General features: G+C 47.9%; 10 protein-coding genes. All 10 read left to right on the top strand.

Going from position 1 to position 13,662, the window contains the following annotated elements; all coding sequences use genetic code 11:
- The first annotated feature begins 57 nt into the window (after positions 1 to 57).
- The 10 genes from J8N69_RS03355 to J8N69_RS03310 all read left to right on the top strand — a co-directional run bounded on the left by J8N69_RS03355 (position 58) and on the right by J8N69_RS03310 (position 13,566).
- Positions 58 to 1,842 (top strand): GGDEF domain-containing response regulator, encoded by a 1,785-nt coding sequence (locus tag J8N69_RS03355; protein ID WP_168822667.1) that lies wholly within the window; start codon positions 58 to 60, stop codon positions 1,840 to 1,842.
- Positions 1,843 to 1,910: 68 nt separating this feature from the next.
- On the top strand, positions 1,911 to 4,625 hold the full coding sequence (locus tag J8N69_RS03350; RefSeq protein WP_168822670.1) for a PAS domain-containing hybrid sensor histidine kinase/response regulator: 2,715 nt from the start codon (positions 1,911 to 1,913) through the stop codon (positions 4,623 to 4,625).
- Positions 4,626 to 4,815: 190 nt separating this feature from the next.
- Positions 4,816 to 6,591: an ATP-binding protein gene (locus tag J8N69_RS03345; RefSeq protein ID WP_168822672.1), complete on the top strand. Its 1,776-nt coding sequence runs from the start codon at positions 4,816 to 4,818 to the stop codon at positions 6,589 to 6,591.
- Positions 6,592 to 6,623: 32 nt separating this feature from the next.
- On the top strand, positions 6,624 to 7,958 hold the full coding sequence (locus tag J8N69_RS03340) for a cobyrinate a,c-diamide synthase (protein WP_168822673.1): 1,335 nt from the start codon (positions 6,624 to 6,626) through the stop codon (positions 7,956 to 7,958).
- A gap of 6 nt (positions 7,959 to 7,964) precedes the next feature.
- Positions 7,965 to 9,101 carry a cobalt-precorrin-5B (C(1))-methyltransferase gene (locus tag J8N69_RS03335; RefSeq protein WP_168822675.1) on the top strand — a complete coding sequence of 379 codons (1,137 nt, stop codon included), beginning with the start codon at positions 7,965 to 7,967 and terminating at the stop codon, positions 9,099 to 9,101.
- Positions 9,098 to 9,886, top strand: a complete 789-nt coding sequence (locus tag J8N69_RS03330) for a precorrin-6A/cobalt-precorrin-6A reductase (RefSeq protein WP_168822677.1) — start codon at positions 9,098 to 9,100, stop codon at positions 9,884 to 9,886. Before J8N69_RS03335 ends, J8N69_RS03330 begins: the two co-directional genes overlap by 4 nt.
- Positions 9,883 to 10,548 (top strand): precorrin-8X methylmutase, encoded by a 666-nt coding sequence (locus tag J8N69_RS03325; protein WP_168822679.1) that lies wholly within the window; start codon positions 9,883 to 9,885, stop codon positions 10,546 to 10,548. The genes J8N69_RS03330 and J8N69_RS03325 overlap by 4 nt, the downstream gene beginning before the upstream one ends.
- A gap of 143 nt (positions 10,549 to 10,691) precedes the next feature.
- The gene (gene cbiE / locus J8N69_RS03320) at positions 10,692 to 12,059 is read left to right on the top strand and encodes a precorrin-6y C5,15-methyltransferase (decarboxylating) subunit CbiE (protein WP_227803963.1); all 1,368 of its coding nucleotides are present in this window, start codon (positions 10,692 to 10,694) and stop codon (positions 12,057 to 12,059) included.
- On the top strand, positions 12,056 to 12,796 hold the full coding sequence (gene cobI, locus J8N69_RS03315; protein ID WP_168822683.1) for a precorrin-2 C(20)-methyltransferase: 741 nt from the start codon (positions 12,056 to 12,058) through the stop codon (positions 12,794 to 12,796). Before cbiE ends, cobI begins: the two co-directional genes overlap by 4 nt.
- Positions 12,793 to 13,566 carry a cobalt-precorrin 5A hydrolase gene (locus J8N69_RS03310; RefSeq protein WP_168822684.1) on the top strand — a complete coding sequence of 258 codons (774 nt, stop codon included), beginning with the start codon at positions 12,793 to 12,795 and terminating at the stop codon, positions 13,564 to 13,566. The genes cobI and J8N69_RS03310 overlap by 4 nt, the downstream gene beginning before the upstream one ends.
- Positions 13,567 to 13,662 lie beyond the last annotated feature (96 nt).

Raw genomic sequence — 13,662 nt, 5'->3', positions numbered from 1 at the left:
GGTTTTTCATTATTTTATTGATGTGATGGCTACATTATAGAAAAGGCATAGCTAGGTATGAAGCAGTCTCCAACGGTGTTAATTGTCGATGATGTTCCCGAAAATTTACGCGTTTTAAAGGAAGTAATAGATGCATTGGATTGCCAGATTGCGGTGGCTAACTCCGGTGAACGTGCCTTGGCGCTGTTAGAACGAATGCAACCTTGTCTTATTTTGCTGGATGTTATGATGGGCGGTATTGATGGCTTTGAAACCTGCCGTCGAATTCGTGCCAACCCCCTACATAAAGATGTGCCTATTATTTTTGTCACCGCCTTAGTGGACGATATCAGCCGAGGATTTGATGCTGGCGGCAACGATTACATCAGTAAACCCATTCGTGTTGAAGAGGTGCGCTCAAGGGTTCAGCATCAATTAGAACGCTTTCATCTGATCCATGAATTAAGAGAATTGACCCATTCGCTCGAAGAAAAAGTACGAGAACGTACCGCCGATTTGAATTTGCTCAACCGCAATCTGCGCACCGAAGTGAATGAGCGGCGCTATATGCAAGATCGACTCAACTACCTAGCAAAGCATGACTTTGTTACCCAGCTCTATAATCGTGACGCTTTAGACGAACACATTTCCTATCTCATTTCTGGGATTCAAGCAAAAACCGCCGCTTACACCCCGTATTTTATCTTGGTTGATATTAACGAGTTTCGATTGATAAACGATTCTTGTGGCTGTATTGCGGGTGATGAACTCTTACATCAGCTTGCTATTTTAATGAGTGAGCTGAGCGACCCTCAGCACGATTTTTGTGCCCGTTTAAGTGGCGACAAGTTTGCCATTGTCGTTAGCGAAGGGGGTGATGAAGCGGTTGAATCCTTTTTCCGCAGGTTACAGCAAGGTTTTAAAAACTTTATTTTTGCATGGGATGAACGTCAGTTTCGCCTGAGTATTACGCAAGTGGCGATTCCGATTACGTTGGATATGGTGTCGTTTGAACAAGTGGTCATGTTGGCCGATGAAGTGTGTTACTCAAGTAAAAAGTCCGGTATTCATTCGCGTATTATTAAAAACGCCAAAGACCTTGCCTATGATGAACACCGAGGTAATTTGAACTGGGGATTGCGCATTATTGATGGGCTGGAAAAAGACTTGTTTGAAGTGCATTTCCAGCAAGTTTTTTCATTAATGAAGGATGAATCAAAGAAAAAAATCGAAATACTGGTGCGTTTACAGGATGAAAAAACGGGAGGCTTGATTTACCCCAATGACTTTATTCGCGCGGCCGAACGCTTTGGTATCGTATCTAAAATAGACCGCTGGGTGATTAGCCACACCATGCAGCAATTATCTGAGCGAGCAGAACTCTGGGAAGAGATAGATCAAGTGGCATTAAACGTCTCGGCCTTGTCGGTGCGCGAAGAAAACTTTGCTCAGTTTATTATTGAACAACTGGCGTATTATCAATTAGATGGCCGGAAATTCTGTTTTGAAATTACGGAAACCGAAGCGCTTAACAATTTTAGCGATACTCGACGTTTTATGGCGTTGCTGCATCAGCATGGTTGCACGATTGCTTTAGACGATTTTGGCACAGGCTTTTCGTCCTTTGCGTATTTAATGGATCTGCCTTTTGATCTGATAAAAATTGACGGCATGTTTATTAAAGATATGCACGTGAACGAAATTCATCGCGGCATGGTGGATTCAATCGTGAAACTGGCGCAAATGCTCAATAAACCCGTTGTTGCTGAGTTTGTTGAAAACCAAAACATTGTTAATGCCTTGCAATCGCTTGGTGTTGAATGGGGGCAAGGCTACTTTTTCCATAAGCCCGAAAAGCTTTAAATCACACAACCTTATTTGGCCTAAAGAGCCATTTACCAGCGATAGTCCGTTGTTAAGGAATGCTAAACATGGATATTGAATTGCCTGCTATTTTTAACGTGCTGGTTGTTTTGTTTTGTATCACTGCGTTTGTGTTGGTTGTGTTGCAGCTTATTTTTTTGGTGCGTTTTAAGCTGTTACAGCGTCGCTATTCAAGGGCTATTTTGGCCACTAACGCCGGCATTTGGGAGTGGTTTCCAGAAACGGAACGCTTGTATGTGTCGGCTGAATTTTTTATGCGCCTTGGCTTTGTTGAGGAAAAAGTCCCAACGACGATGACGGAGTGGGAGGCGTTTTTATCGCCCCAAGACCTCGCTCATTTTAAAACATGGAAAGCAGAATTACTGGAACAGGAAGCTCAGTTCTCACCCAAATTAATACGACTGAGAATAGAAAACGCTCAACATACTGCTTACTGGATTGAAATGCGAGGCAGTGCGACGCGCTGGAATAAACGCCATCAAGTGCATAATGTTGCGGGAGTTTTTGAGGAAATTAGCCACCTAGTCAGCACAGAAAATGCCTTAATTACGGCACGAGAAGAGTCCCGCCAACGGGAATTAACTCTGTCGTCTTTGCTCAATAATATCCCCGATGCAGTTTGGTCTAAAGACGAGCAAGGACGATATTTGGATTGCAATCAGGCATTTTTGGATTTTAATTTGTTGTCACCGGATGATATTAAAGGCAAAACCGATAAGGATTTAAACCTAGACGGCAAAGGTGATTACTATCAGCGTCAAGACGATAAAGCCCTAAAAAGCGGCATCACGGTGCATGAACAAAGCTGGGGTTACCCAAAAGATGGCGGCGAGCCTCGTTTATTTGACGTGCACCGCGTGCCGATAAACGCCGAAGCGTCCCATTTTAATGGCATGTTGGGCGTGGCGCGAGACATCACAGAACGTCACCTTCTTATTAATCAGCTGAAATTGTTTAAAAGCTTCGCCGATAACTCCGCGCAAGGCTTTGCCATGGCGACGTTGGAAGGGGAGATTTGTTATTTTAACAGTAAAATACGCACGCTTTTAGGCGTAAACAACGACGCTGATGAATCATTTTTAGCGCCATTAAACTATCTCGATTTTTACCCAGAAGTGTGCCAGAAATTTCTGCATGACACGGTTTTTCCTTATGTTAAAGAACATGGTGTTTGGCAAGGAGAGCTACAAGCAAAAAAAATAGATGGGAGTATTTTTCCGACTCACGAAACCTATTTTTTATTGCGCGATGAAAATGGTCAGGCAACGTCTGTTGGCGACATCATGAGTGATATTACCGAGCAAAAACGGGCTTCCATACAATTGGAACAAGCCAAAGAAGCCGCCGAACAAGCTAACCAAGCGAAAAGTCATTTTTTGGCGAACATGAGCCATGAAATTCGTACACCGTTGAATGCGATTATTGGCTACGCTCAATTGATCAGCGAAGACAATCAGTTAGAGGGTGTTTCTCGGTCACGGTTTTTATCCATCGCGAGCGCTGGTGAGCGTTTGTTGGCGTTGATTAATGACATTTTAGACATCGCTCGTATTGAGTCTGGGCGGCTTGTTTTACATGAGCAAAAAATCAATTTATGCAAAGAGATTCATCAGATTGGCAAATTGTTTCAAGGGCAAGCTCAAAATAAGGGCTTAACCCTTGTCGTAGACTGTGACCTAGAAGAGGGCGCGCTGATTTGGATGGATCCGGTAAAATTCCAGCAGATATTAACCAACTTGCTAGGCAATGCGGTTAAATTTACCGCCCAGGGCTACGTGAAAGTCGCGGCACGAATAGAAGGCGAGCGCATTCACATTCTGATAGAAGATACCGGCCCTGGAATAGAAGATGAATTGATGGCGCATCTGTTTACGCCTTTTGTGCAAGGCAAAGCGGGAGAAGCGTCGGGTGGAACCGGGCTTGGGTTGGCCTTGTCGACCACCTTGATTAAATTGATGCAAGGCTCCTTGTCGGTGAAAAGCAGCGAAGGGGCTGGCACGCAAATCTTGATTGACTTGCCGTTATCCACCGTTCAGGAAAGTGGCGTGGTTTTGCCGGAAGAGCAAGCCGCCTTCATCAATATGCGGCTGAGTGAGCCTATTTGTGTGTTAGTGGCCGAAGACGATGCGTGGTCGCGGGATATATTAGTGTCTTTATTGGAAAAGGCCGGTTGCCAGATTATTGAAGCCGAAGACGGTGAACAAGCCATAAAGGCCTTTAGAGCAAATCCGCCAGATTTGGTAATGACCGATATTCGCATGCCGCATAAATCGGGTATCGATTTATTGAAAGTGATTCAGCAAGAGGATCCTACGGGTCAGATTCCGGTGATCGCGGTGACGGCTTCTACGTTAATGCATGAACAGCAGGCGTTACTGGATGACGGATTTTGGCAAGTTATTGCCAAACCATACCAAATTGATACGATTTACAAGGCACTGACTGCCCACCTTGATGTGCAATTCTCGCCTTATTTGGACAGTAAAGCCGCCGTTTACGATGCTAACAGCATGTCGTCTACCGAAAATATGCCCAACGATGAGGCTGAGATTTTGTGTCCGTTAACCCCAGCTGAATGGGCGCCGTTATTAGACGCGGCACAAGGCGGCGACGTGCAAGCCACACAAGCCGCCTTTTCGACATTGCACGCTAAGTTATCTCATGCGCAGCGTAAAGACTTGCATTACGCCATTGACCAATTTGACTTAGGCTCAGTCGAGACCTTGATTGCACAATACCAAATGAATGATGAAGAAGGCTGATTAACAAGGACTGATTTAGCAAAACGGCTAGCAGGACTATTGAACCCGTTCAAGGTGTCTTGAATGGGTTTGGTTTGACACAGATCTTGCTCATGGATAAGGTCAAACAAGACAAATCATCCAGAAAACGCCTACAATAGACGGCTAATGATTTTCTTCTTCACCTTTACAAACCACAACAGGTAGCTCGATGACCCGTTTCGCCTCCAGTGACTTTCCTTTTACCGCCGTAGCAGGGCAAGAACCGCTGAAACTGGCGTTGATTTTGTGTGCCATTAATCCACATATCGGTGGCGTATTGATCAGCGGCCCGCGCGGCTCAGCAAAGTCTACCTTGGCGCGTGGTTTGTCTGGCGTGATGCCAGCACTCGATGGGGAAGAATTGGCCCCTTTTGCTACCTTGCCGCTTGGCACCAGTGAAGATCGCTTGCTTGGTGCACTGGACCTAGAGCAAGTGTTGCAAGACAAACAGGTCGCCTTTAAGCCTGGATTACTGAGCAAAGCCCATGGCGGTGTTTTGTATGTGGACGAAGTAAACTTACTGGCCGATCACTTAGTTGACCAACTACTAGATGTGGCAGCCAGTGGGGTGAATCGTGTCGAACGCGATGGCATTAGTCATGAACATGCTGCGCGGTTTTTATTGATTGGCACCATGAACCCAGACGAAGGAGAATTGCGTCCACAGCTAAAAGATCGCTTTGGTTTGATGGTGGAACTGGTGAATCAATACAGTCTTGAAGAACGCGTACAGATTGTTCGTCTGTGTGATGAATACGACCAAGATCCATCGGCTTTTTGTGATGCCTTTAAATACAAACAGCGCAACTTAAAAAACAGCATTCGTCTGGCAAGACAAGCCTTGGCACAAGTGCGTTGTTCTGATGAGCTGCGTTTAGAAGTGGCGACGCGTTGCCAATTAGCCAATATTGATGGTGTGCGTGGTGACATTGTGTGGATTCGAGCAGCGATGACCCACGCCGCTTGGCGTGGTGCAAAAGTCGTTGCTATCGATGATATCCAAGCAGTAGAAGACTTGGTGTTAGCCCATCGTCGCCAGGCTAAAACTCAGCCTCAAGCGTCAAGCCCATCGCCGTCGCGTCGTCCTGACGAGTCACGTTCGCCTTCATTCAACAAAAGTCATCAGCAACAAAGCGATCGACCTCAAGACAATCAGACAAATGAACAAGATGGTTCCGGTGAGTGGGGGACTATGTCGCCACAAGCCCTTGCCAGCAGTGCGCCGATCCGTGTCGCCATTCAGGATAAACCGAACGAACGAAGCCCAGTTCACACTCGTATTGATGAGGTGACGCCGGGAAAGCATAAAGGTAATCAGCAGGGCGGTTATCGCCCTGATGTGGTTCCATGGGCGGATGGCAAGCCAACAAATGGCATTGATTGGTTTCGTAGCATCATCCGTCAACCGCAGGAATGGCCGCCGAAAGACCTGACGCATAAACCCAATAAAACAGGCCAATCAGTGTTGCATTTGGTGCTGTTGGACACTTCTGCGTCTACTTTAAGCCAAGGCGTTTTTGCGCAAGCTAAGGGCGTTATTTTAGACATTGCTCATCGTGCGTATTTAGCTCGAGAACAGATTGCTATTTTAGGGTTTGGGCAAGACGGTGTGTCGTCGATTTTGCCAAAAGTCCGTGCGCCAAAGGAAATATCTGATTTATTAGAGGGTTTAGGCGCGGGTGGCGGTACGCCGTTTCGCGCCGCCATTGAAAACGCCAGTGAGTATTTAGCCCAGCAACATAAAACAACGACAGGCCTGCACAGCCAAACTTATTTATTGACCGATGGCCGTACTCAAGCGGATGTGTCCGATCTTGTTTTACTCGGTAACACGCTATTGATCGATACCGAAAACGCGCCTGTTAAACGCGGTCGAGGTCACATTATTGCCCAGCATTTGGGTGCCCAATATATTTTATTAGATTCCTTGTTAGAGACTTTTTAGACATTTTTTAGACACCTTTTAGAGACGGCTTTATGACACCTTCTGTTGTTCATTGTCCCGCGTTATTTTTGACGGCGCCCGCGTCGAATCAAGGCAAAACCACTATTACGGCGGCCTTGGCGCGTTATTTTACCAATCAGGGCAAAGTGGTTCGCGTGTTTAAAACGGGTCCAGATTACCTTGATCCACAAATACTTGCGCAAGCCTCTAAACAGCCAGTCGAACAGCTTGATATCTGGATGGCAGGGGAAGATTATTGCCAAGACAAACTCTACCAAGCGGCGCAAGTGGCGGATTTAATTCTTGTTGAAGGCGCTATGGGCATGTTTGATGGTGAACCTTCCAGTGCCGATCTGGCAGCGCGTTTTGGTCTTCCCATGGCGATTGTCATGGACGTAAAGGGCATGGCGCAAACCGCCGCTGCGGTAGCGACTGGCTTGGCGAATTTTCGCAATGACGTGCAAGTAGCTGGCTTGATAGCCAATCGCTGTGGCAGTGAACGCCATGCAGAATTAATCCGCGAGGCACTGCCAGCAAGCTTGCCATTGCTCGCCACATTAAAGCGTGACGAAGCGATTACCTTGCCAGAACGCCACTTAGGCTTGGTGCAAGCGGATGAAGTGAAAGATGAACTAGAAATTCGTTTCGAAGCGGCCGTGGAATGGTTAAAAGAAACCCAAGATACAGGTTTGTTAAGCTTGCCGAATGCTATGCCGTTTTACCCTGCAAACCAAGTAGACGCGGAACAAACTATCGAGCAAAGCTTGCTTGGCAAAACCATCGCGGTGGCGAAAGATGCGGCGTTCAGTTTTATCTACGATGCCAATCTGATAGCGCTAAAAAGCTTAGGCGCTAATCTGGTATTTTTCTCGCCATTACATGATCAAGCCTTGCCGGATGCCGATGCCCTTTGGCTACCGGGCGGCTATCCAGAATTGCACGCCAAAGCCTTGTCTGAAAACACCGCAATGCGTCAAGCGATCAAAGATTTTTATGACACTGGCAAAGGCATTCTGGCCGAGTGTGGTGGCATGCTGTATAGCTTGGAGACGCTGACGGATCTCGACGAAAACGAATACCCTATGTTGGGTATTTTGGCCGGCCAAGGCGCGATGCGCGGCAAACGTGGCTGCCAAGGCATGCAAACCGCGGTGATACCGCAAGGGGACATTCGCGGCCATGCTCACCATAGATCACGCAGTGTCAACACACCGGAGCCAGTTGGCTATGGTCGTCGACAACGACATCCGGCACCGGGTGAAGCGATTTATCAGCAGCAAGGTTTAACCGCCAGTTACTTACATTTGTTTTTCCCTTCGAACCTTGATGCGACGGCTAAGCTTTTTTTAGCCGGTCAGCAGGGCTAGCCGATTATGTGGCCAGAAAGTGCAGAATCGCCTGCGCCACTGCGCACGGGTTTAACCACAGGTACGTGCGCGACAGCTTGTTGTGTGGCGGCGGCACAGGCATTTTTTGCCCAAAAACAAGATCCCTGCGTGAGCGTTACCTTGCCCAAAGGCAAAGTGGTCGATTTAGCGATTATTGAGTATCAAACCATAGAGAGTGGTATTAAGACCGCCACCATCAAAGACGCTGGCGACGACCCTGATGCGACTCATGGTGCGACCTTATTTGTCGAACTGAGATTGTCGCCAGAACAAGGTGTGCGCTTTCATGCGGCGCAAGGCGTGGGAACGGTGACACGCACAGGCTTGCTGCTTGACGTTGGCGAACCGGCGATCAATCCTGTGCCGCGTAAAATGATGACGGAGCATCTAGAAGGTTTTGCGCAAACCTATCATTACCAAGGCGGCTTTGATGTGTCCGTTGGTGTGATCAATGGCGAGCAAATCGCGCAAAAAACCATGAATCCACGTTTGGGGATTGTGGGCGGATTATCCATTTTAGGCACCACGGGCATAGTGCGTCCGTTTTCTTGTGCCGCTTACATTGCGTCTATTCATCAAGGCATCGATGTGGCGCGAGCGAACTCTGTTATACACATAGCAGCGACCACAGGCAACGCCAGTGAAGATGCGATAAAAAGCCATTATCAGCTCGATGATATGGCCTTGATTGAAATGGGGGACTTTATCGGTGCTGTGCTAAAACACATCAGAAAAGTTGAGCAAGCTGGTCCCATACAACTACAAAAACTCAGCATCTGCGGTGGCTTTGGTAAGATCAGCAAGTTAGCTCAGCATCACATGGATTTAAACAGTCGCGTGTCCAGCATTGACCTTGGGGCGTTGGCGCAATTGGCCGCTAGTTTAGGTGCCGGTGACGCCTTGCAAGAACGTATGACAAAGGCCAACACCAGCGTGGAAGCCTTGTCATTCGCCATGTCAGCGGGATTACCACTGGCCGATGCCATCTGTCAGCAAGCCTTAGACTTCGCCAGACAATACATTCCTACTCATATAGAACTAGAAGTGTGGGCGATTGATCGCAAAGGTCAATTTGTTGGTAAGGCTTTAGATGCCGATAAAACAAAGGAAAACTCGCGATGAAGATTTTATTACTCGGTGGTACTGCGGATGCTCGCCGTTTAGCGGATTCTTTACATCAGTTTGGTCTGAAAGTCGTCTATAGCTTAGCGGGCTTGGTTCGCGTGCCAAAGGTAGATTGTCAGCTGGTGGTCGGTGGTTTTACCCAATTTGGCGGTTTGGTGAAGTATTTACGAGACAATAACATCGGCGCTATTTTGGATGTCACTCATCCTTATGCGCAAACCATGAGCAGCAAGGCGGTGATGGCCGCCAAAGAAATGGGCATTCCGTGCTGGCGTTTTCATCGTCCCGCTTGGCAACAAAAAGAGGGCGATCATTGGCAAGATTACCAAGACGAAGCCGATTTATTGGCTCAGCTTGATGGTTTTCGTGTGCCATTGTTAAGCGCGGGGCAAATGAGCGAGGCTTTTCTCGAACGTATTTTGCAATTGCCAAGCATCGAACGTATTGTGTGGCGAACGGCGGTGGCGCCCAAATTTCCTCTGCCGGATAATATAAATTGGATAAAAGCCATTGGGCCTTTTGCCTTAGAAGACGAGCGCCAACTATTAGTGGATCATGGTATCGATGTGATCGTCAGTAAAAACAGCGGTGGCTCAGCGACCTATTCGAAACTCGAAGCCGCCCGTGAATTATCGATCCCCGTTTTATTGCATGCTCGGCCAATCTTACCCGAAGCCGAGCGTGAATTTAGTGACACAGACGATTGCCTGCAAGCCTGTTTAGCGGCTTGGGGCAAGACTTCTTCCCATAGTAAGAATCAACCAAAAGACAGCCAACAGTGACGCCTTCAGACGACTATCAATACAACTATCAATACGAAAATAACCCTCAAGCCATTGAGAACGACAGCTTTCGCCAAATCCGTGAGTTAACCGATTTGTCTGGTTTGAGCCAAGACCAGCAGCAAGTGGTGATGCGCGTGGTACACAGCCTTGGCTTGCCGGATGTGGCCGAGCAGGTGCGATTTAGCGCCAATGCCACCCAAGTCGGGCGCGAGGCATTAGCGAATAACGGCGCGATTTTGTGTGACGTGGAAATGGTTAAACAAGGCGTGACCAAACGCATGATAATGAGGGAGCCATTGTGCTTTTTGAATGACCCTCGCACCGCAGAATTGGCCAAAAGCAAAGGTGAAACCCGTTCTATGGCGGCACTGAGTTTATGGCAAGAACATCTCGCTGGCAGCGTGGTATTAATCGGCAATGCGCCAACGGCCTTGTATCGCTTATTGGAAATGATCGAACAGGGCGCACCGAAACCGGCCTTGATTATTGGCATGCCAGTCGGTTTTGTTGGGGCGGCTGAATCGAAAGACGCTCTATGGCAAGCCCATGAAAAGCTTGGCGTCGAGTGTATTACCTTGCTCGGAAGAATGGGCGGCAGCGCGGTAACATCGGCCAGCTGTAATGCTTTGCTGCGTTGCAATCTAGGCGAGTATTATTAATGCATACAATTAATCGATAATAATCCGCCTAGTTTTGTAGGCCTGATGAGGGAGGTACGACCGTTATCAGGCGTTGGGGCTTGTTCATTGGATGATGAAAATCCACCTAGTTTAACTTAATGGCATTGAATGGAAGTAGGTTAATGACAAAAACACAAATGCCAATCCATGTTATCGGTTTGGGTGTCAATCAAGTTGCGCATCTTGATATTGCGGCGCAAGCGGTCTTGGCGAGTTTATCACCACAAGACATTGTTTTAGGTGCACCGCGTCAGCATGAAACCATTGCGCACTATGCCCATCAGGCGCAGCGTGAAGACTTGCCTAAACTCAAGGTGCTAAAAGACGCTTTCGCCCAGTGGCAATCACAAGGAGCAACCCAAGTGGTGGTATTGGCGTCTGGCGATCCTTTGTATTACGGCATTGGCGCTTGGTTAATGCGCACTTTTTCGCTTGATACGCTGCGTTTTTATCCCAATGTTTCCAGTATTCAAATGGCGTGTCATCGTCTCGGTTTGTCCTTGCAAGACGTGCAAGTGGTCAGTTTACACGGTCGTCCATTGGCGTCTTTACGTCGTCATTTGCAGTCCAATAAAACCTTGCTGTTGCTGACCGATCAGTACAGCCAACCGAAACAGATTGCCGAAGAATGCGTGCGAGCAGGGCTGGATCAAAGCGAAATTACAGTTTGTGAAGCCTTGGGTTATGCACAAGAAAAAGTGCGTACTTTTGTCGCCGAGGCTTTTATCAAGGACGTACTAGAAACCGAATTAGCCTTTGATCCGCTCAATGTGATTGCGCTGAAAACCAGCCAGCAAATCTCACGTTATCCAAGCTCTGTGGGTATTCCCGATGCATCTTTTGTGACAGATAAGGGCGACGGTAAAGGCATGATTACCAAGCGAGAAGTGCGTTTGGCGATTTTGTCTTATATGAATATCGAACAGGGCGACACAGTCTGGGACATTGGCGCGGGTTGCGGTGGCGTGAGTGTGGAAATGGCCTATTGGCATCCGCGCAGCCAGATTATTGCCATTGAACATCATCCAGATCGCTTGGCCTGTTTAACGGCTAATCAAGATCGTTTTGGTGTGATACAGAATTTATCCATTGTGGCGGGGCGAGCGCCGGATGCGCTGGTGGATTTGCTTGCTCAAAATAAAGGGCAGAATACTTTGCCAAACAAGGTCTTCATTGGTGGCAGCGATGGCGAATTAACCGCCTTGATGACGCAAGTGTGGGATCTATTGCCCATTGGCGGCAGCTTGATGGTGAGCGCTGTGACTGAAGAGACAAAATACCACGTCATGCAATTTGCCCAACAGCGCGACGCAGAACAAGACGCAGACGAACAAAGCCTGCAAGTGTCGATTGCCAAAGGCGAGCGCCTAGCGGGGCAGCGATTATTTCGTCCCAGCCTACCCGTGACCTTGTATCATTTTAGAAAATATACGGCTACAACATCGGCCAATATAAACGATAAGACAATCTATAAGGAAAACGCGCAATGAGTGCCGTGGAAACATCGCAAAAAACAGGCCGATTTATTGGTGTGGGCGTCGGTCCTGGCGATCCAGAATTAATCACCTTAAAAGCCTTACGTTTGATTCAAGGTGCCAGTGTGGTGAGTTATCTTGCCAATGACGAAGGCGGCTCTCAAGCGAAAACCATCGCTAGTGAAGCCTTTGCGGGTGTGACCCATGCGCAAAACGAGATTGCCATCGTCATGCCTATGTCGACAGATCGCTCCTTGGCGAATGCGGCCTACGATAACGGCGCAAAAGCCATTGCCAATGAGTTATCACAGGGCAAAGACGTGGTGTTTTTGTGTGAAGGCGATCCTTTGTTCTTTGGCTCTTTTGCGTATTTATTAGAGCGCTTAGAAGGCGAGTTTCACTGCCAAGTGGTGCCGGGCGTATCGTCCATCAATGCGGCCTCGTCGGCTTTGAATCATCCGTTAACCGTATTAAAAGAATCCTTTGCCGTGGTTAGCGGTCGTCATACCGCACAGCAAATTGATACCGCCTTAGAACAGCACGACAGTGTGGTCATCATGAAAGCTGGGCGTGCGCGTCCACGTATTTTGATGGCGCTGCGTAAAACCAATCGTATGCAAGACGCGAAATACCTTGAATATATTGGTCGTGACAACGAACGTATCGTGCGCGATGTGTCGACCTTGGAAGACAAAGCAGGCCCGTATTTTTCCTTGTTTGTGGTGACCAAAAGCGAGCGGGGCACAAGGTGATACGCCTTATCGCATTAACACCCGCAGGCAAACAACTTGCTGAACGCTTACAAGCTGAATGGCCTGAGGCGAATCATTTTGAGGTAAGGGTCGATTACAAACCAAAACCCTTTGCCGAGTTCGTGCAGACGGCGTTTAAAAACGCTGACTGGCTGGTGTTTATCTGCGCCACTGGCATCGTTATGCGCACCCTCGCGCCAGTGTTGCAAGATAAGTATCAAGATCCGCCAGTCTTGGTATTGGATGAAGAGGGTAAATTTGTTATTCCGTTGTTATCCGGCCATGAAGGCGGTGCCAACGAATGGGGCGCACATGTGGCAAGATCCCTTGGCGCCCAGCTGGTGATGACCACTGCTAAGCCGTATCTGAATCCAATTTATACTTTGGGCATGGGCTGTGAACGCAACTGCCCACTGGAATTTTTGGAAAGCCTGATGCTCGACGCCTTAGCGCAAAAAGGCTTAACCCCAAAGCAGATTCATTCCTTAAACAGCATCGACATCAAAGCTGACGAAACCAACCTCATTGCCCTCGCGGCAAAATACCAGTGGAAATTCAACACCTACAGCGCTCAAGAGCTTGCGCCAATGGAATCGTTTCTTAGCACCAAATCTGATTACATCTTCAACACCGTCGGCGTCTACGGCGTCGCTGAATCCGCCGCGCTCTTGGCGGCTCAAGAGATTATGGATGACGAGCCTGAACTGGTTCTAGCTAAAATCAAAAACGCCAAAGCGACCTGTGCTTTGGCAAGAGGGTTTAGCGGTTAATGGCGCGACACTGAGAGGGGGAAGGAAAATCAACGAATCTAACCCACGGAATCTAAAGAAATTTTCATATAAATAATTATCGTTAGAATTAATAAA

Origin of the sequence: Marinomonas profundi, assembly GCF_020694005.1 — a bacterium.
In the GTDB taxonomy this organism is placed as follows: domain Bacteria; phylum Pseudomonadota; class Gammaproteobacteria; order Pseudomonadales; family Marinomonadaceae; genus Marinomonas; species Marinomonas profundi.
The sequence above is the reverse complement of the archived record's forward strand: the minus strand, read 5'-3'. Positions and strand labels throughout refer to the sequence as shown.